24 protein-coding genes, 4 tRNA genes and 1 pseudogene are annotated in these 25,980 nt (G+C 71.1%); 15 read left to right on the top strand and 14 right to left on the bottom strand.

All coding sequences use genetic code 11. The features are described 5' to 3' along the window. Nucleotides 1-3: 3 nt before the first annotated feature. Nucleotides 4-411 (bottom strand): ArsR/SmtB family transcription factor, encoded by a 408-nt coding sequence (locus QP939_RS37045; protein ID WP_285451055.1) that lies wholly within the window; start codon nucleotides 409-411, stop codon nucleotides 4-6. 109 nt (nucleotides 412-520) lie between these two features. On the opposite strand from QP939_RS37045, the gene QP939_RS37050 reads away from it, so the two are divergent. Both QP939_RS37050 and arsB read left to right on the top strand, forming a co-directional pair. Further along, complete coding sequence (locus tag QP939_RS37050; RefSeq protein WP_285451056.1) at nucleotides 521-925, top strand: arsenate reductase ArsC; 405 nt, start codon at nucleotides 521-523, stop codon at nucleotides 923-925. A 21-nt stretch (nucleotides 926-946) separates the two neighbouring features. Continuing rightward, a complete protein-coding gene (gene arsB, locus QP939_RS37055) occupies nucleotides 947-2,017 on the top strand; it encodes an ACR3 family arsenite efflux transporter (RefSeq protein ID WP_285451057.1) in 1,071 nt (356 codons plus the stop codon). Nucleotides 2,018-2,159: 142 nt separating this feature from the next. On the opposite strand, the gene QP939_RS37060 is transcribed toward arsB, so the two are convergent. Beyond that, nucleotides 2,160-3,404 carry a M28 family metallopeptidase gene (locus QP939_RS37060; protein ID WP_285451058.1) on the bottom strand — a complete coding sequence of 415 codons (1,245 nt, stop codon included), beginning with the start codon at nucleotides 3,402-3,404 and terminating at the stop codon, nucleotides 2,160-2,162. A 162-nt stretch (nucleotides 3,405-3,566) separates the two neighbouring features. Here QP939_RS37060 and QP939_RS37065 point away from each other — a divergent pair, with 162 nt between their 5' ends. After that, on the top strand, nucleotides 3,567-3,947 hold the full coding sequence (locus QP939_RS37065) for an ArsR/SmtB family transcription factor (RefSeq protein ID WP_285451060.1): 381 nt from the start codon (nucleotides 3,567-3,569) through the stop codon (nucleotides 3,945-3,947). Here the strand turns inward: QP939_RS37065 and QP939_RS37070 are convergent. Further along, on the bottom strand, nucleotides 3,839-5,074 hold the full coding sequence (locus tag QP939_RS37070; protein WP_434219598.1) for an MFS transporter: 1,236 nt from the start codon (nucleotides 5,072-5,074) through the stop codon (nucleotides 3,839-3,841). The two genes, QP939_RS37065 and QP939_RS37070, sit on opposite strands and share 109 nt — an antisense overlap. 2 nt (nucleotides 5,075-5,076) lie before the next feature. Next, entirely contained in the window at nucleotides 5,077-6,393 is a 1,317-nt protein-coding gene (locus tag QP939_RS37075) for an FAD-dependent oxidoreductase (protein ID WP_285451062.1), read from the bottom strand. 98 nt (nucleotides 6,394-6,491) lie between these two features. Here QP939_RS37075 and QP939_RS37080 point away from each other — a divergent pair, with 98 nt between their 5' ends. Continuing rightward, nucleotides 6,492-7,334, top strand: a complete 843-nt coding sequence (locus QP939_RS37080) for a helix-turn-helix domain-containing GNAT family N-acetyltransferase (RefSeq protein ID WP_285451063.1) — start codon at nucleotides 6,492-6,494, stop codon at nucleotides 7,332-7,334. Nucleotides 7,335-7,343: 9 nt separating this feature from the next. Here QP939_RS37080 and QP939_RS37085 read toward each other — a convergent pair whose 3' ends face one another. Genes QP939_RS37085 through QP939_RS37095 form a run of 3 tightly spaced genes read right to left on the bottom strand, consistent with a single transcriptional unit; the run spans nucleotide 7,344 to nucleotide 9,680 of the window. After that, entirely contained in the window at nucleotides 7,344-7,517 is a 174-nt protein-coding gene (locus tag QP939_RS37085; RefSeq protein ID WP_285451064.1) for a hypothetical protein, read from the bottom strand. A 25-nt stretch (nucleotides 7,518-7,542) separates the two neighbouring features. Further along, complete coding sequence (locus QP939_RS37090) at nucleotides 7,543-8,796, bottom strand: hypothetical protein (protein WP_285451066.1); 1,254 nt, start codon at nucleotides 8,794-8,796, stop codon at nucleotides 7,543-7,545. A gap of 32 nt (nucleotides 8,797-8,828) precedes the next feature. Then, nucleotides 8,829-9,680 carry a phytanoyl-CoA dioxygenase family protein gene (locus QP939_RS37095; protein WP_285451067.1) on the bottom strand — a complete coding sequence of 284 codons (852 nt, stop codon included), beginning with the start codon at nucleotides 9,678-9,680 and terminating at the stop codon, nucleotides 8,829-8,831. A 97-nt stretch (nucleotides 9,681-9,777) separates the two neighbouring features. Between QP939_RS37095 and QP939_RS37100 the strand changes: the two genes are divergently transcribed. From QP939_RS37100 to QP939_RS37115, 4 genes are all read left to right on the top strand, one after another. Then, on the top strand, nucleotides 9,778-10,773 hold the full coding sequence (locus QP939_RS37100) for a LacI family DNA-binding transcriptional regulator (protein ID WP_285451069.1): 996 nt from the start codon (nucleotides 9,778-9,780) through the stop codon (nucleotides 10,771-10,773). Between the two features lie 69 nt (nucleotides 10,774-10,842). Continuing rightward, on the top strand, nucleotides 10,843-13,860 hold the full coding sequence (locus QP939_RS37105) for a DEAD/DEAH box helicase (RefSeq protein WP_285451070.1): 3,018 nt from the start codon (nucleotides 10,843-10,845) through the stop codon (nucleotides 13,858-13,860). After that, the gene (locus QP939_RS37110) at nucleotides 13,853-14,581 is read left to right on the top strand and encodes an SWIM zinc finger family protein (protein WP_285451071.1); all 729 of its coding nucleotides are present in this window, start codon (nucleotides 13,853-13,855) and stop codon (nucleotides 14,579-14,581) included. Before QP939_RS37105 ends, QP939_RS37110 begins: the two co-directional genes overlap by 8 nt. A gap of 102 nt (nucleotides 14,582-14,683) precedes the next feature. Continuing rightward, nucleotides 14,684-15,619, top strand: coding sequence for a hypothetical protein (locus QP939_RS37115; RefSeq protein ID WP_285451073.1), 936 nt, complete (start codon nucleotides 14,684-14,686; stop codon nucleotides 15,617-15,619). Nucleotides 15,620-15,636: 17 nt separating this feature from the next. On the opposite strand, the gene QP939_RS37120 is transcribed toward QP939_RS37115, so the two are convergent. From QP939_RS37120 to QP939_RS52010, 3 genes and pseudogenes are all read right to left on the bottom strand, one after another. Then, the gene (locus QP939_RS37120) at nucleotides 15,637-15,813 is read right to left on the bottom strand and encodes a hypothetical protein (RefSeq protein ID WP_285451074.1); all 177 of its coding nucleotides are present in this window, start codon (nucleotides 15,811-15,813) and stop codon (nucleotides 15,637-15,639) included. Nucleotides 15,814-15,824: 11 nt separating this feature from the next. Beyond that, nucleotides 15,825-16,229, bottom strand: coding sequence for a hypothetical protein (locus QP939_RS37125; protein WP_285451075.1), 405 nt, complete (start codon nucleotides 16,227-16,229; stop codon nucleotides 15,825-15,827). After that, nucleotides 16,230-16,310: pseudogene (locus tag QP939_RS52010) on the bottom strand (ArsR family transcriptional regulator); the annotation flags it as partial. A 164-nt stretch (nucleotides 16,311-16,474) separates the two neighbouring features. On the opposite strand from QP939_RS52010, the gene QP939_RS37130 reads away from it, so the two are divergent. Both QP939_RS37130 and QP939_RS37135 read left to right on the top strand, forming a co-directional pair. Beyond that, entirely contained in the window at nucleotides 16,475-17,302 is an 828-nt protein-coding gene (locus tag QP939_RS37130; RefSeq protein ID WP_285451076.1) for an LLM class flavin-dependent oxidoreductase, read from the top strand. A 382-nt stretch (nucleotides 17,303-17,684) separates the two neighbouring features. Continuing rightward, nucleotides 17,685-18,098, top strand: coding sequence for a RidA family protein (locus QP939_RS37135; RefSeq protein WP_285451078.1), 414 nt, complete (start codon nucleotides 17,685-17,687; stop codon nucleotides 18,096-18,098). Between the two features lie 859 nt (nucleotides 18,099-18,957). Here the strand turns inward: QP939_RS37135 and QP939_RS37140 are convergent. The 4 genes from QP939_RS37140 to QP939_RS37155 all read right to left on the bottom strand — a co-directional run bounded on the left by QP939_RS37140 (nucleotide 18,958) and on the right by QP939_RS37155 (nucleotide 19,763). Then, nucleotides 18,958-19,032, bottom strand: a tRNA-Val gene (locus QP939_RS37140). 1 nt (nucleotide 19,033) lies between these two features. After that, a tRNA-Cys gene (locus QP939_RS37145) sits at nucleotides 19,034-19,104 on the bottom strand. Between the two features lie 24 nt (nucleotides 19,105-19,128). Continuing rightward, nucleotides 19,129-19,201 (bottom strand) — tRNA-Gly (locus tag QP939_RS37150). A 136-nt stretch (nucleotides 19,202-19,337) separates the two neighbouring features. Continuing rightward, a complete protein-coding gene (locus QP939_RS37155) occupies nucleotides 19,338-19,763 on the bottom strand; it encodes an SsgA family sporulation/cell division regulator (protein ID WP_033293569.1) in 426 nt (141 codons plus the stop codon). A 395-nt stretch (nucleotides 19,764-20,158) separates the two neighbouring features. Between QP939_RS37155 and QP939_RS37160 the strand changes: the two genes are divergently transcribed. The 5 genes from QP939_RS37160 (at nucleotide 20,159) to QP939_RS37180 (ending at nucleotide 25,960) form a co-directional block, all read left to right on the top strand. Beyond that, nucleotides 20,159-20,230 (top strand) — tRNA-Val (locus QP939_RS37160). A gap of 704 nt (nucleotides 20,231-20,934) precedes the next feature. Next, entirely contained in the window at nucleotides 20,935-22,467 is a 1,533-nt protein-coding gene (locus QP939_RS37165) for a sugar transferase (RefSeq protein ID WP_285451082.1), read from the top strand. A gap of 178 nt (nucleotides 22,468-22,645) precedes the next feature. Next, a complete protein-coding gene (locus QP939_RS37170) occupies nucleotides 22,646-23,260 on the top strand; it encodes a malonic semialdehyde reductase (RefSeq protein ID WP_285451084.1) in 615 nt (204 codons plus the stop codon). A 133-nt stretch (nucleotides 23,261-23,393) separates the two neighbouring features. Continuing rightward, on the top strand, nucleotides 23,394-25,421 hold the full coding sequence (gene thrS / locus QP939_RS37175) for a threonine--tRNA ligase (RefSeq protein ID WP_285451085.1): 2,028 nt from the start codon (nucleotides 23,394-23,396) through the stop codon (nucleotides 25,419-25,421). Next, nucleotides 25,418-25,960, top strand: coding sequence for an HIT family protein (locus QP939_RS37180; protein ID WP_285451087.1), 543 nt, complete (start codon nucleotides 25,418-25,420; stop codon nucleotides 25,958-25,960). The genes thrS and QP939_RS37180 overlap by 4 nt, the downstream gene beginning before the upstream one ends. Nucleotides 25,961-25,980: the final 20 nt, after the last annotated feature.

Genomic DNA, 25,980 nt, shown 5'->3' on the forward strand with positions numbered 1-25,980 from the left:
GGATCAGCAGCGAGTGGCGCGATCGTCTTCCGACAGGGGAGCGGGCCGGTCGGCGAGCGGGCCCCCTTCGCGCAGCAAGTGACCCAGCGTTTCGAGCGGTTCGGGCACGAGGCGGTACCAGCTCCAGGTGCCGCGGCGCTCGCGCGTCAGGAGGCCGGCGGACACCAGCACCCGCAGGTGGTGGCTGAGTGAGGGCTGGGGCATGGCGAAGTCCTCGGCGAGGTCGCAAAAGCACGCTTCGCCGCCGGGCGAGTGCCGGATGAGCGAGACGAGCCGGATGCGGACCGGGTCCGAGAGCGCCTTGAACAGCTTCGCCGCCGTCTCGGCCTCGGCGTCGCCGACGACGGCGGCGGGTTCGGCGAGCAGCAAGGTGACCGGTCTCGGCCGGGCGTGACCCTTGTGCGTGGCCATGGCACCTCCTCGTCGGCGTCGAGCGTACCGCACTTGGATTGACAAGAGTCGATCCAAGCGTCTTAGATTGCATCGGCAGACTTCGATCCAAGGCTCCGAAAGGACCTCCATGTCCCGCACTCCCGAGGTGCTGTTCGTGTGCGTGCACAACGCCGGCCGCTCGCAGATGGCGGCCGCGCTGCTGCAGCACCACGCGCTCGGCCGGGTCGCCGTGCGCTCGGCCGGGTCCGAGCCCGCCGTCGAGGTCAACCCCGCCGCGGCCGAAGCGCTGGCCGAGTGGGGTTTGGACATCACCGCCGAGGTGCCGACCAAGCTGTCCACAGAGGACGTCGAAGCCGCTGACGTCGTGATCGCCATGGGCTGCGGCGACACCTGCCCGGTCTTCCCCGGCAAGCGCTACCTGGACTGGCCGCTGGACGACCCGGCGGGCCGGGGCGTCGACGCCGTCCGCCCGATCCGCGACGAGATCGACCGCCGCGTCCGTGTCCTGCTCGCCGAGCTCCTCGACGCCTGACCACCTCTGGAGGAACGGTCCGTGACCGAGACCGCCACCCCGGCCGACGCCGACGTCCTGCACAGACTGTCCTTTCTGGACCGCTTCCTCCCGGTGTGGATCATCGCCGCGATGGCCGCCGGGCTGGGGCTGGGCAGCGTGGTCCCCGGGCTGCAGGGGGTGCTCGAAGCGGTGAAGATCGGGCAGGTCTCCCTGCCGATCGCGCTCGGCCTGCTGCTGATGATGTACCCGGTGCTGGCCAAGGTCCGCTACGACAAGCTCGACACGGTCACCCGCGACACGCGCACCATGGTGCTGTCGCTGGTGCTGAACTGGGTCATCGGCCCGGCGCTGATGTTCGCGCTGGCCTGGCTGCTGCTGCCCGACCTGCCCGAGTACCGGACGGGGCTGATCATCGTCGGGCTCGCCCGCTGCATCGCGATGGTGATCATCTGGAACGACCTCGCTTGCGGCGACCGCGAAGCCGCGGCGGTGCTGGTCGCGCTGAACTCGGTGTTCCAGGTGATCATGTTCGGCGTGCTGGGCTGGTTCTACCTGGACCTGCTGCCGGGCTGGCTCGGCCTCGACACGGCGAGCGTTTCCTTCTCGCCGTGGGAGATCGCGCTGTCGGTGGTCATCTTCCTCGGGATCCCGTTGGCCGCGGGCTACTTGTCCCGCCGCATCGGTGAGGCTCGCAAGGGCCGCGCCTGGTACGAGGGGAAGTTCCTGCCGAAGATCGGCCCGGTCGCGCTGTACGGGCTGCTGTTCACGATCGTGGTGCTGTTCGCGTTGCAGGGCGAGACGATCACCTCGCGGCCGCTCGACGTCGCGCGGATCGCACTGCCGCTGCTGGCCTACTTCGCGATCATGTGGGGCGGCGGTTACGCGCTCGGCAAGGCATCGGGGCTGCCGTACGCGCGAACGACGACGCTGGCGTTCACGGCGGCGGGCAACAACTTCGAGCTGGCGATCGCGGTGGCGATCGGCGTGTTCGGCGTGACGTCGGGGCAGGCGCTGGCCGGGGTCGTGGGGCCGCTGATCGAGGTGCCGGTGCTGGTCGGGCTGGTCTACGTCAGCCTGTGGCTGCGCAAACGCTGGGCCCGGCCGGAGTGACGTTCACGCGACCGGCCAGGCACCCGTCTTTGTGGCGCGACCCGAATCACCCGCGTGAGCGCCTGCCCAGCCCGTGTACCGCCGCGACCACCAGCCGGGTCGCGGCGGACGGGGTTGCGGTTTCCGCGTAGTGCAGGGCGATTCACCCGCGTGCCCGCCTGGCCAACTCCTGCACCGCCGCGACCACCAACCGGGTCGCCGCGGCCAGGGTTTCCGTCTCCACGCGATCCGGCGTCTCGGCGGGAGTCTGGTAGCCGGGCATGCCCATACCGATCCCGGCCGCGGCCAGCCCAGCCGCGGCGTAGCGGCGGTTGTCCGACGGCATCGCCCCGGCGCGCAGCGGCACGCCGGTCGTCCGTCCGGCCTGGTCGAGTGCTGCCAGCAGCGCGTGCGCCGGTCCACCGGCCTCGACCGCTGCGGCCTCGCCGAGCCGGGCGGCGCCGTCGACGTTCAGGACCACCGTGCCGCTCGGCACCGTGGGAGCGTGGTGGGCCGACCCGCGGGCCCCGGCCTCCTCGGCGTCGAGGAACGCGACCGCCAAACCGATCCCGCCGGGCAGCGAGCCGGTGAGCTGCCGGGCGGCTTCGAGGACCACCGCGACCCCGGACGCGTTGTCCGCGGCCGCGGGCAGCCGCTGCCCGGGATCGTCGCCCACGCCGTCGAAGTGGGCCGTGAGCAGTACGTCCACCTCGCCGGGCTCGCGCAGCCGTCCGTGGACGTTCGAGCCGACGACCTCCACGGCCCGCAGCGGCGTCGACGCCGTGACCGACTCGCCTGTGGTCAGACGCCGGTGCAGCTCGGCGCGCACCGCCAGGACCGGCAGCTCGCCGGACGGCGGCCCGGTGATCATCTTCGGCATCCACCCCGCCTCGTCGGTCCCGCGCGGCACCAGCAGCCCGGCCGCGCCGTCACGGGTGGCCCGCGCCGAAACCCCCAGGTCCGGCGCGAGCACCCAACGGCCACCGAGGCGGTCCGCCGTGGCGGTCACCAGTTCGCCGGTTCGCGGCGCGGGCAGGTCCGCCGACGCGAGGTGTTCGGCGAAGTCCCTGCGGTGCACCAGTTCCCGCTCGCCCAGCCGCAGCGAGGGCGTCCGGTACAGCTCGCGCACGACGACGGGGAACTCGTCGGTGGTCACCGTCGCGCCGATCGCCCGGAGCTGCTCACCCAGCCAGGCCGCCGCCGCGCGGCCGCCCGCCGTGCCGACCCGGCGGCCGGTGAAGCGGTCGGCTGCCAGCTCCGTAACGGTGTGCCGGAGACGGCTCGTCATCCGCAGCAACCGGAACCCTGAGCCACAGCCTCCGCCTTCGCCGCCGGGGCGCAGCAGGAACCGGCTTCGGCGGCGGCTTCCGTTGTGCCGCAGCACGTCGAGGCGGGCGTGCTGCCGCAACAGCCGCTCGTAGCGGGCGGGGTGAGCGCTTCGGCGGGGTCTCCGGCGAACCCGCCGGTCGTCTGGCTGCTCATGGAAGATCTCCTTCGTGGACTATCTAGACGGATATCTAATCAGTGGTTTCAGTTTGCCGACGGGTTAGATGAATGTCAATATAGATGGGTGACTAAACAGCTCCCGGACGGCTGCTGCGCGCCGCTGGCGGCCGAGCCGTTGAGCGCCGATCAGGCGGTGGACTTGGCGAAGGCGTTCAAGGCCCTCGGCGATCCGGTGCGGCTGCGCCTGCTCTCGCTGATCACCTCGGCCGACGGCGAAAGCTGCGTCTGCGACCTGACCGTCGCGTTCGACCTCAGCGGCCCGACGATCTCCCACCACCTGAAGGTGCTGCGCGAGGCGGGCCTGGTCGCCAGCGAACGCCGCGGCACCTGGGTGTACTACCGGCCCCGGCCGGAAACGCTGGGCCAGCTCTCCGGCCTGCTCGCCACGGCCAGCAGCGCCCCCGCGACGTTGACCGCGGCGAGGGTGAGGAACGCCGGGGTGTAGCCGCCGAGCAGCTCGGCCAGCGCGGCGCCGGCGAATGGGGCCAGCGCCATCGTGATGGTCATCGGCGCGGCCAGCAGCCCGTTGAGCCGTCCATAGTGGACGGCACCCCAGCGGTCGGTGATCGCCGTCGCCTGCAGCAACGTGAACACCCCGCGCGCCATCCCGGCCACCACCGCCGCGGCGATGAGCGCGGCCGTCGACGTCAGGACGCTCAGCAGCGCGGTGGTCGCCGAGGTCGCGAGCAGGATGATCCCGGTGCGGGCCCGGACGGTGGTGCGGCGGGACAGCGTGCCGTAGCCGAGCCGCCCGAGCACCTGACCGGCCCCGCCCAGGCCGAGCGCGACGGCGGCGATCCCGGGACGCACGCCGCGTTCGGTCAGCAGCGGGACCAGGTTCACCACGACCGCGAACACCGAGAACGTCGCCAGGCTCAGCGCCACCACGAGTGTCAGGAACGGGCCGCTGCGGGCGATCCGCCGCGGGTCGTGGTGCTCGGGGTGGCCGCCGTGGGGCGGGTGCGCGTCGGGCCACGGGCCGCGCAGGCCCCAGAAGTGCGCCGGGATCGTGATCGCGGCCAGGACGACGGCGAGCACGAGGTAGGTGTGCCGCCAGTCCAGGTGCGCGGCGAGGAGCGCGGTGAGCGGGGCGAACACGGTGCTGGCCAGCCCGCCGGCCAAGGTGAGCACGGTCAGGGCCGAGACCCGGCGCGGCCCGTACCAGCGGGTCAACGCGGCGAACGCCGGTGGGTACAGCACCCCGCTCATCGCCGCCCCGGCCACCGCCCACGCCGCGACGAACCAGGCGAGGTTCGGCGCCGTCGCCACCGCGACCAGCGCCAGCACCCCCAGCACCGACCCCGCGGTCATCACCGCGCGCGGTCCGCGCCGGTCCAGCCACCGCCCGACCGCGATCCCGGCCACCGCCGTGACCAGCTGGGCGACGGACAGTGCCGCGATCACCGCCGTCGCCGGCCAGCCGGTGGCGCGGCCGATGTCCGGCGCGAGCACCGGGAAGGCGTAGTACAGGATTCCCCAGCTGGTGATCTGCGTGCCGCACAAGATCGCGAGCACCCGGCGCAGCCCCGATGTACTCAGGGACTGCGCCGCGGTGCTCGGGCCCGCCGACACGGTCAGTGCTGCGCGGCCGAGGGCGCCGAGAGCGTCAGCACTTCCGGTTCCGCCGGACCGCAGCAGCCGGACGCGCCGCCGTCCGGTTCGTCGAACAGCCCGGCGCCGCCGCACACGCCGGTCTCGGCCATGACCAGCTCGACCCGGGCGGCGGCCTCGTGGTCGCCGGCCAGCGCGGCGGCGATGCTGCGGACCTGCTCGTAGCCGGTCTGGGCGAGGAACGTCGGCGCCCGCCCGTAGCTCTTCATCCCAGCCAGGTAGAAGTCCGGCTCCGGGTGGGAAAGCTCCTTCGCGCCGTGCGGGTAGACAGTGCCGCACGAGTGCACGTTCGGGTCCACCAGCGGCGCCAGCGCGACCGGCGCCTGCAGCGTCGGGTCCAGCTCCAGCCGGATCTCCGACAGCCACGACAGCTCCGGCCGGAACCCGGTCAGGGCGATCACCTCGTCGACCGCCTCGACCCGGGCGCCGTCCGCCGACACCAGCGCGAGCCGCCCATCGTCGGCTCGCTCCACGACCTCGGTGCGGAACCCGGTCACGACCGTGACGAGCCCGGCGTCGACCGCCTCCTTCGCGCGCAACCCGAGCGCGCCGCGGGCGGGCAGCTGGTCCGCCTCGCCGCCGCCGAAGGTGTTGCCGACCCCGCCGCGGCGCAGCACCCAGCTGATCCGCGCCCCGGTGCCGGCGAGCGCCACCAGGGCGGTCAACGCCGAGTGCCCGCTGCCCGCGACGACGACGTGCTTGCCCGCGTACCGCGCCCGCTCGGCGGCCAGATCCGGGACGCGGTAGGAGATCCGGTCCGCGGCGGCGCGCTCACCGATCGCCGGGAGCCCTTCGCCGCCGAGCGGGTTCGGCGTCGACCAGGTGCCGGACGCGTCGATCACCGCCCGCGCCAGGACCCGCTCCTCGCTGCCGTCGGAAGTGCGGACGTGCACCGAAAACGGCTCGCCGTCGCGTCCACTGTCGACGATCCGGTCCCGGCCGCGTCGGGCCACGCCGACGACTTCGGCGCCGAAGCGCACCTGCTCGCCGAGCGCGTCGGCGAGTGGCCGCAGGTAGCGCTGCGCCCACTCCAGGCCGGTCGGGTAGGCGCCGTCGTCGGGCCGCTCCCAGCCGGTCGGCTCGAGCAGGCGCGCGGCGGCCGGGTCGACCAGTTCCGACCACGGCGAGAACAGGCGGACGTGGTTCCACTCCGCCACGGCCGCGCCGGCCTGCTCGCCGCGCTCCAGCACCAGCGGCCGCAGTCCGCGTTCCCGCAGTTGCGCGGCCGCGGCCAGGCCCACCGGCCCCGCGCCGACCACCACGACAGGCAGCTCGTTCATCCCCAGCACCTTTCATCGAAGAAGGTCTATCAATGCCGAGCAATGTATCGACCGCCGTCGATTGACGCAACCATCGATCGCAGTCGATACTGGCGTCCATGACGACGACGCTCCCGCTGACGGCACCCGTGCTCCCGGACGCCGAGGCCGCGACCTACGCGGAGTGGTTCTCCTGCCTGGCCGAGCCGATGCGGGTGAAGATCCTGCACGCCGTCGCCACGGCGGGCCGCGAACTGACCATCGGCGGGCTGACCGAGATCATGGGGATCAGCCAGCCCACGGTGTCCCACCACGTCCGCAAGCTCGCCGATGTCGGCTTCCTGCACCTGCGCAAGCGCGCGACCGCCACGGTGATCTCGATCAACCCGGCCTGCTGCACCGGCCTCCCGCACGCGGCCGACGCCGTCATGGGGCTGCTGGCGCCACGCCCGTGCTGCCCGGACAACCTCCCCGAGGACGTCACCGTCCGCCCGCTGCGCCGCGGCGACTGGGGCGCGGTCCGCCGGATCTACGCCGAGGGCATGGCCACTGGCATCGCGACTTTCGAGACCGAGGTCCCCAGCCGCGAGGACCTGCACGAGAAGTGGCTGCCCGGGCACCGCTGGGTCGCCGAGCTCGACGGCGAAGTCGTCGGCTGGGCCGCCGCCGCGCCGGCCTCCAGCCGCGAGTGCTACGCCGGAGTGGCCGAGACGTCGATCTACGTCGCCGACGGACACCGCGGCCGCGGCGTCGGCAAGGCCCTGATCCACAAGCAGGTCACCGAAGCCGACGCCGCCGGCCTGTGGACGCTGCAGACGTCGATCTTCAACGAGAACCGCGCGTCGATCGCCCTGCACCGCACGGCGGGCTACCGCACCCTCGGCGTCCGCGAACGCATCGCCCAGCGCGACGGCGTCTGGCACGACACCGTCTTCCTCGAACGCCGCGGCCCGGTCGGCTAGCCCGGCCGGTCAGGCGCGCATGAGGAGGAAATCGCCGTGCCCGCCGTAACCGAGGACGTCCTCGGCGTACTGCGTGCCGTCGAACGTCGGCAGCCACCACCGGTCGCCGACGCGGACGAGCATCGGGTGCGGGATGTTCGTGCCGTACGGCGCGTTCAGCGTGCCCAGTTTTCGCACGGTCAAGTCGTAGACGGGATATTCGCGCGCGTCACCGTCGCTGGCGAACAGGTACCAGCGCCCGCCGACGCGTTGCAGGATCGTTCCTTCGGTCTGGCTGACCGAAAGATCGGCGCCGAGCAGGGTCAGGCCGCGGTCGTAGTCGGCCCCGGGCGCCGTGGCGGCCAGCGCGGGGTGGAACACGAACGACGGTTGCTGCGCCGGGCTTTCGACGAACGCGACGTGCCAGCGGCCGTCGATCCGGGTCAGCGCCGGGTCCCAGGAACTGACAGTGGTGGGCAGCGGCAGTGGCCGGGTCGGCAGCACGTGCACGCCGGAAAGGACGTCGTCCCGGGTGACGGTGTGGCGGACGTGGACACCGTTGAAGGCGAAGTCGCCCCACGAGCTCGATGAGCAGGATGAACCGGTCGTGGTCGTCGTCGCGGACGATCTGGCCGGCGTGGTCGCCGAGCACGACGCCGTCGCGCTCGAAGAACAAGGCCGCGACCTGCTCGAGCTGCGTCGGATCCGCCAGGTCGAGGGTCCAGACTCCCCAGTGCGCCTGCTGGAAGAACCCCAGTCCGGCGTTGGTCATGGTGAGGTACAGCTTGCCGTGGCGGATGTAGGGCCGTCCGTCGGCGTACTGCACGACGTGCGGGTCGCGGACCCCGGCCTGCCCGAAGTAGCCCGCGCGGACCCGGCCCAGCCGGGTGCCCGCGCCGCTCCCGTAGGCGTAGCCGAGCTTGCCGAGCACCGCGGGATCACGCAGGTCGACGCGCGCCCGGACCTGGTCCCGTTCGGTCAGCAGCGGACGCCAGCCCGCTCCGGTGTCGGCCAGCACGGTGACGGCGTTTTCGTTGACGACGACGGCGAAACCGAACGAGCCCCGCAGCTCCGCCGTCACGGTCTTGACCACGGCCGTGCCCGCGGCGGTGGTGAGCTCGATGCGCGCCTGCCCGGTACCGGCGTCGTAGGTGCCGAGCACCGAAACGCCGCCGCCCGCCAGGCCGGCGACGACCCGGCCGCCGCCCTCGGTGACCTCGACGGTCACGGCCGCGAACGGCGCCCTCGGCCGCAGCCCGGTCTCGACCAGGGCACCGGCCCGGGCCCGGGTGTCGAGCTGGACGAACTTCGGCGCGATCAGGTCGAACGGCCGGAACCGCTCCACCACGGAGAACTCCAGGTCCAGCGGGCTCGTCCCGGAGGCCTCGGCGGTCCCGCCGAACAGGCTCGCCGTCACCCCCGTCACGCCCAGCGCGGTGAGGGCGCGCAGCACGTCGCGCCGGTCGAAGTCGTGCTCGGTCATCCTTGACCTCCGGTGGTGGGGGACGGGTGGGTTCAGGAGTCGGCTTCGCCCATGACGAGACCTTCGATGGTGTGCTTCTGGACGATGGGGGTCAGCTCGTCGACGACCGGGCAGTCGAGGTGGGCACGCACCGACGCCGGCAAAGCCGCCCAGAATCCGCGGGTCACGGCGAGGTCGTGCCGCTCGTCGTTGCCCGCACCCGGCGCGTCGAGCCCCAGGACGAGAACCGGACGGCTCTTCGGCGAGTGGTTGGCGGTGCCGCGGTGCACGGTCAGCGCGGAGCGGATCGAAATGTCGCCCATCCGCGGGAACTTGCGCACGGCGAGGTCTCGGTAGCGCGGATACGCCTCCCGCGGCGGGAACATGCCGTGCTCGAACGCTGTCCCGTCGTCCCAGTGGGTGCCGGGCGCGATCTCGAACGGGCCCATGTCCGGTTCGGTGTCGACGGCGGTCACATTGATCGCGAGCGAGTTCAGCCGGTGGTGCCGCGCGGTCTCCTCGGGCATCGGGAAGTCCCGGTGCCACGGCTGGTCGACCGCGCCGGCGAGCGGGACGTCGAAGCCGACCTCGACGATCCGGTAGTCCGGGCCCAGCACGGCCTCGGCGACCCCGGTGATCCACGGGTGGGAGACCAGCTCGGTGAAGCCCCGCAGCTGTTCGGGGTGGATTTCGACGTAGTACCGGTTCGGTCCGCGGCCGACCGCGCCGCCCGGCCGGGACCGGGCTTCGGCGAACGCGGCGTCGATGTCCTCGCCGAGCCGCCCCACCCAGTCCCGGTCGAAGGCGCGCGGCAGGCCGATGATGCCGTCCTCCCGCAGGCGGCCGGTCAGCTCCGCGAGTTCGGCGGCGGACAGCGGGGCGGGGGCGGTGTGGGGCACGGTCATTTGGCCTCCCGGGTCGCACGGCAGCGTGTCGAACCCAGTTTGCAACGTGGCATGCCACGTTGCAAGGGCTATGCTCCGGATGCGCGGAGGGAGCACGATGAACGCGAAACTGCGAGACGTCGCCGAACACGCCGGGGTGTCGGTGCGGACGGTGTCCAACGTGGTCAACGGCTTCCGCTACGTGGCGCCGGCGACGCGGGAGCGGGTGCAGGCGAGCATCGACGCCCTCGGCTACCGGCCGAACCTGGCCGCCAGGACCCTGCGCCGCGGCCAGACCGGGCTGGTGGCGCTGGTCATCCCGGAGATCGATTCGCCGTACTTCGCCGACCTCGCCGCGCGGACCGTGCGCACCGCCGAAGCGCGCGGGCTGACCGTGCTCATCGACCAGACCGACGGCGACCCCGAACGGGAGAAGCAGCTGCTGCACGGCCGGCGCAGCCAGCTGGTCGACGGGGTGCTCTTCAGCCCGTGGGCGGTGCCCCCGGCGGAGCTGGCCGCGCGCACCGACACCGTCCCGCTGGTGCTGCTCGGCGAGCACGACGGCACGGCGGGCGTCGACCACGTCGCGATCGACAACGTCGCGGCCGCGCGGGAAGCCACCGAACACCTGCTCTCGCGGGGCCGGCGGCGCATCGCCGCGGTGGGCATCCAGCCCCGGTCCCTGAACGCGACCGCCCGCCAGCGGCTCGCGGGCTACCGGGCCGCGCTGTCCGACGCGGGGCTGCCGTCCGATCCCGCGCTCGAAGTGCCGGTGCGGCGGCTGCACCGCGCGGACGGCCACCAGGCGATGCTGGGGCTGCTCGACCTGCCCCGGCCACCGGACGCCGTCTTCTGCTTCACCGACGAGCTGGCCCTCGGCGCGCTGCGCGCGGCGGCCGACCGCGGTGTCGCGGTGCCGGACTCGCTCGCCCTGGTGGGGTTCGACGACATCGAGGACGGGCGGTTCAGCGTGCCCGCGCTGACGACCGTGAGCCCGGACAAGACGCGGATCGCCGAGCTGGCCCTCGATCGCCTGGCCGCCCGGTTGGCGAGTCCGCAGCCGGCGACGTCGCTCGTCGCGCCACACCGGCTGGTGGTCCGCGAGACGACGTGATGCCCGAGCCCCAGCGGCGGCCGTGCGACGATCTGGGGAGAACCCGGACCGGACGAAGGAGCCTCAGACTTGCCCTTGGTGCACGCTCTGTGGTCCCCGGGCCGGGGGCTGCTGCTCTGGGCGGAGCGCGACGGAGGCCCCGCGGGCACGTCGAGCCGGTCGGCGCGGATCGCGCTCCCGCACCCGTTCGCGGTCTCCAGCGCGGACCTGACCGCGCTGCACCCCGGAAAGCCCACCTCGGCGACGCTGCTCCTGCCGTCGCGGGCGAACCGGCCGCTCGCCGCCACCGAGTCGGCGACGGGTGGCAACCGGCGTGCGCCGTCGTTGCGGCCGTGGTCGGTACCGGCGTTGATCGTGGACGCGAGCGAACTGGACGACCTCGACGAATCGGCGTCCTACGGCGCTTCGGTCACCTACCTGCGGGCGGTGGCCCGCCTGGCCGCGGATCTGGTGCGGCGCGGGCGGGTGCTGCCGACGCTGGTCCGCCGGGGCGACGCGGCGGAGGCCCGCTGGCGCCCGGTGCTGCAGGGCGTGGATTTCGTCGCCTTCGACGCGCTGGTCGCGGCCATGCCGCCGGTCGGGCGGGCCGAGCAGATCGCGCCGCTCACCGGGGCCTCGCCGCGCGCGCTCGTCACCGACGCCCTGCACACCCTGGTCGACGCGGCGGTCCGGGACCGGCTGGCGCGGGCGGATCCGCCGGTCGACCTGCTCGGGCACCAGGGCGCGGCGGGGGAGTGGCTGTCCGCTCTGCAGGGCGGCGTGGCCCGCGTCGAGCTGCCGCTCGGTGAGCTCGGTGTCCTGGCCGAAGCCGTCGCGAAGTGGGACGAGGTCGCCGACACCGACGTCGTCGACGGCCGCGCGTGCTTCCGGCTGGCCGAAGTCAGCACCCTGCGGCCGCGGGACGCGGACGATCCCGACGACCAGACCGGCGACGGCACCAAGTGGCAGCTGCGGTTCCTCCTGCGGTCGACGGCCGATCCGAGCCTGCTGCTGTCGGCCGGGCAGATCTGGTCGGGGGAGGCGGCCGGGCTGGTCCGGGATCCGCGGGGGCTGTTCACCGCCGAACTGGGCCGGGCCGCGCTGGTGGAACCGATGCTGGCGCTGGCGTTGCGCCGGACCCGGCCGTCGGAGTACGACCTGACCGTCGAGGAAGCCGAGCAGTTCCTCACCTCGGGGGCGACCCGGCTGACCGAGGCCGGGTTCGAGGTGCAGCTCCCGGCCACCTGGGACGGCAGGCGACGGCTCGGGCTGCGGCTTTCCGTCAAGAGCACGCCGGCCGAGCAGGTCGTCACCCGCAGCCGGGTGGGCCGCGACGAGCTGGCCGCGTTCCGCTGGTCGATCGCGGTGGGCGACGACGAGATCGGCGAGGAGGAGCTGCGCAGGCTCGTCGCGGCGAAGTCTTCGCTGGTCCGGCTGCGGGGCAGGTGGATCAGCGTCGACGCCGACCGGCTCCGCGCCGGTCTCGAGTTCCTGCGCCGCGACCCGGACCGGCCCGCCCGGCGCCCCAGCGCGGCCGAACTGCTGGAGCTCGTCCACCTCGCGCGGGAGACGCCGCTCCCGGTCACCGGCGTCAGCGCCGACGGCTGGGTCGGAGACGTCCTGGCCGGGCGGGTCCACCAGGCACTGCGGCCGGTCGCGCTGCCGCCGTCGTTCCGCGCCACGCTGCGCCCCTACCAGCAGCGGGGTGTCGCCTGGCTGGCGTTCATGTCGGCGCTGGGGCTCGGGGCGTGCCTCGCCGATGACATGGGCCTCGGCAAAACGGTGCAGACACTGGCGCTCGAGGCCGTCGAGCGGGCCGGAGACGAGCGCCCGCCGACGTTGGTGCTGTGCCCGATGTCGCTGGTCGGCATGTGGCAGCGGGAGGCGGCGAACTTCGCGCCGGGCCTGCGTGTCCTCGCCCACCACGGCGTCGTCCGCGCGCACAGGGACGCGCTCGCCGAGCAGGTCGCCGCGGCCGACCTCGTCGTCACGACCTACGCCACGGCCGCCCGTGACGCCGCCGAACTCGCGACGTTCACCTGGCGGCGCCTGGTGCTCGACGAAGCGCACGCGATCAAGAACGCCGACACCGCGACGGCCAAGGCGGTGCGGCGGTTCACAGCGGAGCACCGGATCGCGCTGACCGGCACCCCGGTGGAGAACCGCTTGGCGGACCTGTGGTCGGTGCTGGACCTGCTCAACCCGGGGCTGCTCGGCACCAGGTTCGAGTTCCGCCAACGGTTCGCGGCCCCGATCGAGCGCGGTGGCGACACCGCGACGGCCGCGGCGTTGCGCCGGCTCACGCAGCCGTACCTGCTGCGCCGGGTGAAGACCGACCCCGCGATCGTGCCGGAGCTGCCGGAAAAGATCGAAATCCGGCAGGAATACCGGCTCACGCGCGAACAGGGCACGTTGTACAGCGCGATCGTCGACGAGATGATGAAGAAGATCGAGAACAGCGAAGGCATCAAGCGCCGCGGCAACATCCTCGCCGCGATCACGAAGCTCAAGCAGGTCTGCAACCACCCGGCGAACCTGCTGCACGACGGCTCCCCGATCGGACAGCGATCCGGCAAGGTCACCCGCCTCGAAGAGATCCTGGCGGAAATCCTGGCGTCGGGCGATCGGGCGTTGTGTTTCACGCAGTACACGGAATTCGGCCACCTGCTGGTGCCCCACCTGTCGGACCGGCTGGGTACCGAAGTCGCGTTCCTGCACGGCGGCATGGCCAAGGGATCGCGAGACGCGCTGGTGGAACGCTTCCAATCCGACGACGGCCCGCGAATCCTGCTGCTGTCGCTCAAAGCAGGCGGGTCCGGGCTCACGCTGACCGCGGCGAGCCAGGTGCTGCACCTGGACCGCTGGTGGAACCCGGCGGTGGAGAACCAAGCGACCGACCGGGCGTTCCGGATCGGGCAGGGACGCACCGTCCAGGTCCGGAAGTTCCTCTGCCCGGGCACCATCGAGGAGCGCATCGACACGCTGATCACCAAGAAGCGCGCGCTGGCGGGAATGGTGGTGGGCGAAGGCGAAAGCTGGCTGACGGAGTTGTCCACGGACGTGCTGCGCGGGGTGCTCACGCTGGGGGAGGAGGCGATCGATGACTGAGCAACTGCCGTGGTGGGCAACGCGGTTCATCCGGGCGCTGACGGCGATCGGCGTCACCCTGCCCGCACCGGCCAGCGGGCGTGTCGAGTCGTTGGCGATAGGCGCCGGACGCGTCGACGCCGAGGTGGGGCCTCATCGGGTGCGGATCGGGCTGACGGCATTCGGGAAGAAGGACTGGGCGGCGATCACGCATGCCCTCGCGGCGAAGGCGTCGACCACGGTCCTGCTGCTTCGCGGCGAGTTGCCTCGTGATGTCGAAGAGACGTTCAAGGCGCTCCGGCTGCCGCTGTTCCCATCATCGGCGCGCGAGGTGTCCCTGGACTGCACGTGCCCGGACGAAGAGGTGCCGTGCGGGCACTTGAACGCGGTGTTTTCCGCGCTCGTGGCCCGGGTCGGCGAGGATCCGTTCACGATCCTCGCGTTGCGTGGCCGGGACCGGGAAGCGCTGCTCGAGGAGTTGAAGCACCGGCTCATGTCCGCCGAGCCGCTCGATCCGGACGACCGATCTCCGGCCCTGACGGAAGTCATGGACACGTTCTTCACCTGCGGCGAGGCCCCGGGTTTGGCTGGCGCGGCGCCGTTGCCGAGTCCGCGGACGATGTTCGACGAACTGCTGGGCCAGGTACCACCGTTCGCGATCAAGGTGGGCGGCGAAGAGGTCACCGACTTGCTGCGGCCCGTTTACCAGGCACTCGCTGGTGCGCTCGCCCCGCGCCGGTGATCGGCTACGCGCCTCGCTGGAGAGCCGACGGCGAAACTGGGGACCGTGAGCCGGAATTGTGCTTAGCTGTAGCGGAGAGCCGGATTCGCCTGGGGGGTCCAGATGAGAGTTCGCCGTGGAGTCACCGCGCTGCTGACCGTCGGGGTGGTGGCGTTCGTCGCCGCACCAAGCCAGGCGAGCGCCGCGACTGCACTCGCCGAACCAACCGTGACGTCGGCCGAGTACCCCGATGACGGAGCCTGGCACCCCGGCGCCGGAATGCCGGGCTCGTTCACCTTCGGCGCGAACGGCGAAGACGCGGTCGTCGGGTTCTTCTACGGAGCCACCGATCCGGCGGGCACCTTCGTGGCGGCCGACCACCCCGGCGGTTCGGCGACGGTTTCCTACACGCCGCAGACGTCCGGCCCCAACGATCTCTACGTGGCGAGCGTCGACAGCGCGGGCAACCGGTCGCCCCACCACGTCCACCACTTCTACGTGCAGTCGACAGAGCCCCGGGTCAGCGGCCCCCGGGAAACCGGTGTCGGAGTGCCTGCCGAGTTCCGCTTCTCGCCCGGCATGGCCGACGTCGTCTCCTACACGTACCGGATCGACAACGGGCCGGAGACCACCCTGGCGGCCTCGGCCGAGGCGACCACGACCGCGAACATCACCACGGCGGCCATCGGTTCGCACACGCTCGAAGTGTGGAGTACGACCGGCACGGGGTTGACGTCCGGTACCGCTCGCACCACCTACACGGCCAGCGACGCGCCCCTGGTGGCGAGCACGGATTATCCGGACTCCGTGGGCAGCGGAGGCCCCGGCGTCACCGGCACCTTCACGTTGACCCCCCGCACGCCGGACGTCGTCGACTACGTGTACTACCTCTACTGGGACTGGGACAACCCGACAGTGGTCCCGGCCGGCGCCGACGGCCGGGCGAGTTTCACCTTCACGCCCGCCGCGTCGGGGTTCTACCCGATCCAGGTCTACAGCCGGAACGCCGACGGCACCCAGTCGAACCTCGGCCGCGACTACTACATCGTCGTGAACTAGGCGGATCGCCTGGACTTTCAGGCGGTGTGGCGTGCGGGCGACGCGACCAGCTTCAGGCCGCTTTCGATGAGAAGCCAACCGAGGCGCTGGCGCCGCGTTTCCCGCCGTCCACCGCTTTTCGCGTGGCTCGCGGTCTGCCGCAGTTCGGCTTCGCGTGCCCGGACCAGATCCTCCGCCAGGAGAAAGTGCACCATGTTCGTCCCCCTCAGCCGGACATCGCGGTGTCCGGTCTCTCCGGTTGTGGTTGCCGGGGGAACGCCGACCAGTGGGCGATCACGTTGTGGTCGCCCGGTCGCGCGTCCCGGCGATAGCGGTCGATCACAGCGTCGACCTCGGCGCTCATCGCCGCCGCTTCTTCGGGAGTCAGGGACAACCTGGCGTCGTTGAAAACGGCCTTGTCGTACCACTGGTCCATCCACCGCGGAAGTTCGCTGACGAACCGCGACTCGGCCTGGTATCGCTGCTCGATCACCGACCGCAGGAACACGTCCAGCGGAGCGGCCAGATCCGGGTCATCGATGAAGTCGACGACCCGCATCCGGGTCGACTTCTGCGCGGACCGCCACCACCGCTCGCGTTTGTTCCCCCGCTCGCTGTCCTCTTCGACCAATCCGGCCTCGGCCAGCAGGCGCAGGTGCCAGCTGGTGGTCCCCGAGCTTTCCCCGACGCGCTTACCCAGTCCGGTCGCGGTCGCGGGCCCGTCTGCCTCACTCGGGTGGCCGCCGACGAAACTCCCGGCGGACCCGTTTGGATGTCACGCCAGATTGCTTGTCGTGTCGTGTCGAATGCCGTGGGACTCGTTCGTGGAAGTTACGAGCCCGGCACCAGGCCGGGGCACAGGGAAGGGGCTTCACCATGACGGGTCACCCGGCAAGCGCGAACAGGCCGTTGCGGTTCGGAGTGCTCGCGCCGATCAGCACGGACATGCCGACCTGGCGTGATCAGCTACGGGGTCTGGCCGACAGCGGCTATTCGACGATCTTGATGCCCGACGTGCCGCAGTGGCAGCCGGCACCCGGCCCGGCGCTCGCCGTGGCGGCGACCGTCACCGGCCTGCGCGTGGGTACCTGGGTGTACGCCTCCCCGGTTCGTCCGGCGTGGATCACCGCGTGGGAGGCGCATTCGCTGTCGGTGCTCACCGATGGCCGGTTCGACATGGGCATCGGCACCGGCCGGCCGGGGATCGCGGACCAGCTCCGTGAGCTGGGGCTGCCGGAGGTCCCCGTGGGCCAACGCTCGAGCCAGGTGCGTGAGGTCGTCGCGGCCCTGCGCGACCTCGACGGCCCGGACCGGCACACTCCGGTGGTCATGGCCGTGGGCGGGCCGAAGGCGCAAGCGCTCGCCGCTGAAGTGGCCGACACGGTGACCTTCGTGATGCCGCAGACCGAGACGCGGGCCACGACGACGCAACGGGTAGCAGGTTTCGACAACCGTCGCGGTGTGGAACTGGCGTTGCACGTGCCGGTGGTCGGCGACTCGGTCGCGGCGTACATGTCCGGACCTGGCACCGATCCCGCCGCCGTCCGAGCCGCGGACTCGCTGGCGTTCCTGCCTGACGATCCCGCGGCCGCGGCGGAGGAGATCCAACGGCGGCGCGAGGAGATCAGTTTCTCCTACTTCGTGTTCGGTGCCGACGTTGCCGGTGCTCTCGCGCCGGTCGTCGCCGAGCTGGCGGGACGGTAGTCCCGAACGGATGCGCGTGGAGCGCTACACGCGTGGCTCACCGTGGATCGAGTCCAACCTCGGCGACGTTCCGGACTCTGATCATCCGCGTGCGGCGGATGTGGCCGCGCGATGTGTTGACCGCACCGTCGACATCGCGGCGTTCTCCGGCGTCCGGGATCAGGCAGTTCGGCATTGACGATCCGCATGCGTTCGGCCCCTGACAGTTCGACGAAGGCACGTCGAATCCAACTGCCGAGGTGGAAGTCGCGGTCGAGTTCGAGGAAGCGCTGGACTGGCTCGTCCAGCAGGGCGACCCGCTCTTCCTTCGCGGTGCCCAGTACGTCGGCGCGCGGGTGCGGGTCGAGGACGGCGTCGCCCGGGCGTGCGCGATCATGGGGGCATGGAGCCACGCCGCTGGAACCCGGACGGAGTCGCGCCGCCGCTCGGCCGCTACAGCCACCTCGCCGAAGTCCCGCCCGGGCACCGGGTCGTGTTCCTCGCCGGCCAGCTCGGTGTCCACCTGGATGGCACGCTCGCCGGCCCGGACGCCGAAACCCAGGCCCGGCAGATCTTCGCGAACATCGAAGTCCTGCTCGCCGCCCGTGGCGCCGGGCCGCGGCACCTGGTCAAGCTCGTCACGCTGCTCGCCGGCGTCGAGCACCTGCCCGGCTACCGCGCCGCGCAGGCCGAGGCGTTCGCGAAGTGGTTCCCCGACGGCGACTTCCCGGCCCAGACGCTCGCCGTCGTCGCCGCGCTCGCCGCACCGGGCTACACCGCCGAAGTCGAGGCCGTCGCCGCCGTCCCGGAAACCTAGGCCAGCGCCAGCAACACACCGCCGATCACCGCGCACGCCGCGATCGTCGGGCGGCCGTGGTCAGACCTCGACGGCGAGTTGCCTGACCGCCGGAGCCGAGGGCCTGGTCGCCAAACCCGCAGCGCTTCCTACCATCCTCGGCGGTGCAGCGACTGTTAGCGCAAGCAACCGCAGGTCCGCACCACAGAGGTCATCGTGACCCGCAAGGCCTCCTCGAACCGCTGGAACGACGAACGAATCCGTTCGCGGCCGGCCGCCGCTCGTTGGCCTGAACTCCTCGTCGATGACCTGTGCGATCAGCCTTTGTCAAGGCATCGAAAGGGAAACAAACGCGGGCGTGACGGCTATTGCAGGACGAGCACCGGCTTCACGGTTTTCCCGGCGCGGTACGACTCCGAGAAGCGCGGCATCGAGATCCGGACGCCGCTGAAGGAGGTTGCCGGGAAGGTCTACAAAGGAGCACCATCGGGAGCCCTTCGTCATGTGGACGCCGGAGGGGCATCCGTGGCGGTGCCCAAACTTCCGGATCCGGTTCTGGCGGCCGGTGTCGGACGGAGTCGAACTCGCCGACCCGGGGCGGGGGAGCGGCGGCCTCCGATCCTGCCAACGTTCACCTTCCACGCGCCCGGCTGGGGCAGAAGATGAAGGGGATCGCGCGGTCTACGACCACGTGACCCCAGATCCTGGACGCGCTGGAGGAGCCCTGGCCGCGCTGTCTCCGGGGGAGCGTGGTCCCCGCACCTGCGGTCCCGGCGCGGTCTGGAGCCCGGCCCGGGACCCATCGCCATATCATCGCCGACGAACGACTGAAGCCCCGCCCCTCCGAGGAGGGACAGGGCTTCTGACCTGTGAAAACAGGTGGTGCGCGATACTGGGATTGAACCAGTGACCTCTTCCGTGTCAGGGAAGCGCTCTCCCGCTGAGCTAATCGCGCGAGGTGGAGACGGGATTCGAACCCGTGTACACGGCTTTGCAGGCCGTTGCCTCGCCTCTCGGCCACTCCACCGTGACAGGCCCGAGAGCCTTTCCGAGCGGATGACGGGATTCGAACCCGCGACCCTCACCTTGGCAAGGTGATGCGCTACCAGCTGCGCTACATCCGCACTTCCCGGCTGCGGTTCGGGAGGTCCGGGGCCGGAGCCCTGTCCCTCACCCCGTCGCCGTGGTGTGTGAAAACCATATCGGACCCCGAAAACGGCTTCGACACCGGGGTGTCACTTCGCCGTAGCGGGGCCGTGATCAGGCCAGATCGTGCGGGATCAGGTGCGTCAGCGCGTCGTCCACGTCGACCCACAGGTGCTCGTTGCCCGGCAGCACCACGTCGTACGTGCGGTCGAGGAAGTCGGCGAGCTCCTGGGCCGACGCCTCGAACATCGCGTGCCCGGACGGCGAGTTCAGCTCGATCAGCACGGACTCGGGGTCCTCGACCGAAGGGCGGATGCGGACGTCCCCGTCACCCGCGTCGGCCAGGAGGCCGTCCGCGAGGAGGTCACGCGCGTACACCCACTCGACCCAGCCGGCGCGGCCGGTGCGGAAGGCGGCGACGACCGCATACGGGTCGCGTGTGTCGTAGCGCAGCTCCACCTTCACCGGAACCGCGGGGGTCCGCGGCGCCAGCAGGTCGAAGACCGCCGTCGAGCGGAGCGTCACGTGATCGTTGCGCATCGTCCTACCCTTCGTCTCCCTTCCCGGCCCGGCCCGGCCGAGGGCGTCACCTAGTGGGACGCACCGGGAGGCCCGATCCGTCGCGGGTGCGCCGCAGATCACCCGTCCGGACCCGTCGGCCCCCGCCTGTCGCCCGTGACCACCCCAACGGCACGCGTGTGACCGCGCGCCCCGCGGGGGCCCACGCCTTCCATACTGCGCGGTTTAGTCGCCGGGCGATAGCACCGTCGCACGGATGTCGAACGTGGCGTCGGGCGGCCCCCGTCCGGCACAACCCCGGCTAGCTCGGGGTTGTTCGTTCCGTACTCGCCGGTAAGCGGAGTGTGGTCGGCCAGGACCACCCGTTTGCAGGCGTCCTGAAGTCGTACGCTAGAGTTCTTTCCACCACGTCAGGGGGGCGATTAGCTCAGCGGGAGAGCGCTTCGTTCACACCGAAGAGGTCACTGGTTCGATCCCAGTATCGCCCACGAGATGGTTGAGAGGGTTGTGTTCGCGAACAGCGCGAACGCGGCCCTCTCGTTGTTTTACGGGCTTCGAACCCGGCGGCTGTGCCCGCGGATCCCCAGGTCGGGCCGTGCTTTCGAGAGCGGCGGCAGATCTTCGCCCTTCACGCCGCCGAAGCGGAGTGAACGTTCCGCTCGATGTGTCCGTATCAGTCTTCGACAGCGGTCCGCGGACCGTCGGCGAGGCCCCCGCGAAGCACCTCGAAACTCTGTCGCTTCGACACGGTTTTGTCGAACGAGGGCCCGTCGCCAGCTCGTCTGTGATCTTCGGCACGCTGTCGCCGCCGCCACGGGGCGACCTCGAGGCGGGGGTCCACTGTGGACTGCAGTGTCCACAGAGGAATTCCGGGGGCGTTCGGCCGTTCGGAAGAGTGTGGTCCGCCCGAGTGCGGGTATCGCCCATTTTGATTACGCACCGTGATAATCCTGGGGATACGGGCTATTACCCATCGTCACAAACTTGTTATCTTCCGGCCATTTCTTGGCGGGGAACTCCCGCAGCATGTGGCTGGAAATCCTTGTAACGATGCTGAGAGAGTCGCCGATACCTTGCCGTGTGACGCCTCTGCGGGCGTCGCGAGCAAGCCGGGACGTGGTGACTCTCCGAAATCACGGTCGGTGACATTGCGTGCCCGCGGATCAACCCGATCCTTGCCCCGGGAGGTCAGATGGAAGAGTCGGTGCGGCCTTCGTACACGGTGAGCCAGCCACCGCCGCACATCGACCTCCAGGCCATCCCCCGTCCCGTCAACCGGGACGAGGCCGTCGACGACGCCGGACAGGCGGCGACGCCGTCCCCCAAGGCGCTGCCCGCGGCCTGGGAAGCCAGATACAGAGCCTGGGTCATCGGCAGCGACGTCTGCATCACGCTGCTGGTGATCGTGATCAGCGCCTTCGTCATCGACCGCCACGCGCCGCACGACATGCACGCCTTCGGCACCATGCTCGCCGTCTTCGTCGCGCTGCCCGCCAGCCGCGCCTGGAGCCCCCGCGTGCTGGGCGAAGGCGCGGAGGAGTACCGCACCCTCGGCCGCGGCTTCCTCACCGCCGCCGTCCTCGTCGCACTGGGCGGCCTCCTGTTCGGCGCCCTCGAAGTCCAGGCCTGGGTGTTCGTCGTCGTCCCGATCATCGCGCTCGTCGCCTTCCCGCAGCGGTACCTGCTGCGCCAGGTGCTGCACCGCAAGCGCGCCAAGGGACTCTGCCTGCTGCCGGTGATGGCCGCGGGCAGCCCGGAGACCGTCGCCGACCTGATCGCGCGCACCCGGTCCGAGGTCCACGTCGGCTGGCGCGTCGAAGCCGCCTGCACCTTCACCGGGCACGGCGCCGACTGCGACAGCGGCGAGATCGACGGCGTCCCGGTGGTCGGGCGGCTGGAAGAGCTGTCGCGGCACGTGCGGCGCGGCGGCTACCGCGTCGTGGCGATCACTGCCGACCAGTATTGGACGCCGAAGCGGCTGCAGCGGCTCGCCTGGGACATGGAGGGCACCGGCTCCGAGATGGTCGTCGCGCCCGTGCTGATGGAGGTCGCCGGCCCGCGGCTCAACGTCACGGGCGTGCTCGGCATGCCGCTGCTGCGCGTCACGGCGCCGATGTTCACCGGCGGCCGCCGCGTGGTGAAGGAGATCGTCGACCGCTGCGGGTCCGCGTTCCTGCTGACCCTGCTTTCCCCGCTGCTGCTGGTGATCGCCCTCGCCATCAAGCTGAACGACCGCGGCCCGGTGATCTACCGCCAGCGCCGCGTCGGCCGCGACGGCGCGACGTTCACGATGCTCAAGTTCCGCACGATGGTCACGAACGCCGACGAGATCCGGAAGACCCTGGAGGCGGACAACGAGGGCGCGGGCCCGCTGTTCAAGATGAAGCGCGACCCGCGTATCACCCGAGTGGGTGGTCTCCTACGCCGGTATTCGCTCGACGAGCTGCCCCAGCTCTTCAACGTCGTGTCCGGGCGCATGTCGCTCGTCGGCCCGCGGCCGCCGCTGCCGGAGGAGACCGCGCAGTACGCCCCGGACGCCCGCCGCCGCCTGCTCGTGAAGCCCGGGCTGACCGGCCTGTGGCAGGTGAGCGGCCGCAGTGACCTGACGTGGGCCGAGAGCATCCGGCTCGACCTGCGCTACGTCGAGGACTGGTCGCTGGCGCTCGACCTGGTGATCCTGTGGAAGACCTTCCGCGCGGTGATGGGCGGGCAGGGCGCCTACTGACCCCGCCCCACCGCGTACCGCGCACACGGCCGCCGATCCCCGCCGCAGGGGGACGGCGGCCGTGTTCGTGCGAACACCCGGTGTGATCCACTTCACCGGCCCAGGTGGTTGAGAGCGAAATAGTTCAACGCTCAATCTTGTTGGACGGGATAACCGACCAACGGAAGGAACGCGCCCCATGACCACCTTTGCCGAGCAGACCGAAGGCCTGCAGGTCCCCGCGGACGTCCAGAACCTGCTGTTCCGCGAGGCCCGCACGGCCAACAGTTTCAGCTCCGAGCCGGTGACCGAGGAGCAGGTCCGCGCGATCTACGACCTCGTCAAGTGGGCCCCGACGTCGATGAACACCCAGCCGCTGCGCGCGCTGGTGCTCCGCACGCCCGAGGCGAAGGCCCGCCTGCTCCCGCACATGGCCCCGGGCAACCGGGACAAGACCGAGACCGCGCCGCTGACCGTAGTGCTCGCCGCCGACGTCGACTTCCACGAAAACATCCCGCAGGTGTTCCCGCACGCCCCGCAGGTGAAGGACAACTTCGCCGACGAGCAGGGCCGCGTCGAATTTTCGAAGCTGAACTCGCTGCTGCAGGTCGGCTACTTCATCATCGGCGTCCGCGCCGCCGGCCTGGCCGCCGGCCCGATGACCGGCTTCGACGCCCAGGGTGTCGATGAGGAGTTCTTCGCCGACAAGAAGTGGCGCTCGCTCGTCATCGTGAACATCGGCAAGCCGGGCGAGAACCCGTGGTTCGACCGCCTGCCGCGCCTGGACTTCGACCAGGTCGTCGAGACCCTCTGAGCGCGATCGGACGGGCCGCCTCCGGAGCCGGGGGCGGCCCGTCCGGCGTTCGCGGACGCGCGGTGAGGCACGTCCGGGCCGCCGACTAGCATCGACGGGGTCATCTTTGTCACTCCAGTTTGAGGAGCCGATCGTGTCCCAGTCGCCCCCCGTTTCCCCCGTGGCCGCCTCCCGCGTGGTGGTACCGGCGGGCACTACGGCGGGCGCGGCGGTCCGCGAAGCCGGTCTGCCGACCAAGGGCGAGGACACGATCGTCGTCGTGCGTGACGCCGAGGGCAAGCTGCGCGACCTCGCCTGGGCGCCGGAGGCCGACGCCGAGGTCGAGCCGGTCGCCGCGAACACCGAGGACGGCCGCAGCGTCATCCGCCACTCGGCCGCGCACGTGCTCGCGCAGGCGGTGCAGCAGCAGTTCCCGGAAGCCAAGCTGGGCATCGGCCCGCCGGTGAAGGACGGCTTCTACTACGACTTCGCCGTCGACAAGCCGTTCACCCCGGAAGACCTGCAGGCGCTCGAAAAGCGCATGAAGCAGATCGTCAAGGGTGCCCAGCAGTTCTCGCGGCGTGTGTTCGACTCCGTGGACGAGGCCAAGAAGGAGCTCGCGGACGAGCCGTTCAAGCTCGAGCTCGTCGACCTCAAGTCCGAAGTGGACACCTCCGAGGTGATGGAGGTGGGCGAGGGCGAGCTCACCATCTACGACAACCTCGACCCGCGCACCAAGGAACGTGTCTGGAGTGACCTCTGCCGGGGTCCGCACGTGCCGACCACGAAGTTCATCCCGGCGTTCAAGCTGACCCGCGTCGCTGCCGCGTACTGGCGGGGGAGCGAGAAGAACCCGCAGCTGCAGCGGATCTACGGCACCGCGTGGGAGTCCACCGAGGCGCAGGACGCCCACCTCGAGCGCATCGCCGAGGCCGAGCGCCGCGACCACCGCAAGCTCGGCGCCGAGCTGGACCTGTTCTCCTTCCCCGAGGAGATCGGCTCCGGCCTGCCGGTGTTCCACCCCAAGGGCGGCATCATCCGCCGCGAGCTGGAGAACTACTCGCGCCGCCGCCACGAGGAGGCCGGCTACGAGTTCGTGAACACCCCGCACATCAGCAAGGGCGAGCTGTTCCACACCTCCGGCCACCTGCCCTACTACGCGGACACGATGTTCCCGCCGGTGCAGTTCGACGAGGAGAACTACTACCTCAAGGCCATGAACTGCCCGATGCACAACCTGATCTTCCGCTCGCGCGGGCGGTCCTACCGGGAGCTGCCGCTGCGGCTGTTCGAGTTCGGCACCGTCTACCGCTACGAGAAGTCGGGCGTGGTGCACGGCCTCACCCGCGTGCGCGGGCTGACGATGGACGACTCGCACATCTACTGCACCAAGGAGCAGATGCCGGGCGAGCTGCGGTCGCTGCTCAAGTTCGTCCTCGACCTGCTCGCCGACTACGGCCTCTCCGACTTCTACCTCGAACTGTCCACGCGTGGTGACTCCGACAAGTTCATCGGCGAGGACTGGGAGTGGGAGGAGGCCACCGAGACGCTGCGGCAGGCCGCCGTCGACTCCGGCCTCGAGCTGGTCCCGGACCCGGGCGGCGCGGCGTTCTACGGCCCGAAGATCTCGGTGCAGGCGAAGGACGCCATCGGCCGCACCTGGCAGATGTCGACCATCCAGCTGGACTTCAACCAGAACAAGCGGTTCGAGCTCGAGTACACCGCGCCGGACGGCTCGCGCCAGCGCCCGGTGATGATCCACCGCGCGCTGTTCGGCTCGATCGAGCGCTTCTTCGGCGTGCTGACCGAGCACTACGCGGGCGCGTTCCCGGCGTGGCTCTCGCCGGTGCAGGTGGTCGGCATCCCGATCACCGCCGACCAGGTGGAGTACCTGCAGGACGTCGAGAAGGCGTTGCGCGCCAAGGGGATCCGCGCCGAGGTCGACGCGAGCGACGACCGGATGCAGAAGAAGATCCGCACGCACACCACGCAGAAGGTGCCGTTCATGCTGCTGGCGGGCGCCAAGGACGTCGAGGCGGGCGCGGTGTCGTTCCGCTTCCGCGACGGCGGCCAGATCAACGGCGTGCCCGTGCAGAAGGCGGTCGAGGCCATCGCGGAGTGGGTCGAACGGCGCGAGAACGCGTCGCCGTCGGCCGACGCGCTGGAGACGGTCGTTCGGTGAGTGAGGGTCCCGAGCTCGTCGAGCAGCAGGGCATCGGGGTCCAGGACGCCTTCCAGCGCCTCTGGACCCCGCACCGGATGGCCTACATCAAGGGCCAGGACAAGCCGGACGACGACGGCGACACGGGCTGCCCGTTCTGCCGCATCCCGTCCCTCGACGACAAGACGGGGTTGATCGTCGCGCGCGGCGAGACGGTGTTCGCGGTGCTGAACCTGTACCCGTACAACCCGGGCCACCTGATGGTGGTGCCGTACCGGCACGTCGCGGACTACACGGAGCTGACGGTCGAGGAGACGCGCGAGGTCGCCGAGTTCACGCAGCACGCGATGAAGGTGATCCGCGCGGTCTCCGGCGCCCACGGGTTCAACATCGGCCTGAACCAGGGCGTGATCGCGGGCGCGGGCATCGCGGCGCACCTGCACCAGCACCTGGTGCCGCGCTGGGGCGGGGACGCGAACTTCATGCCGGTGATCGGCCAGACGAAGGTGCTGCCGCAGCTGCTGGGCGAGACGCGGGACCTGCTGGCCGACGCCTGGTGAACCGCCCCGGAACCGTAACC

The sequence above is a fragment of the Amycolatopsis nalaikhensis genome, from assembly GCF_030264295.1.
GTDB lineage: Bacteria > Actinomycetota > Actinomycetes > Mycobacteriales > Pseudonocardiaceae > Amycolatopsis > Amycolatopsis nalaikhensis.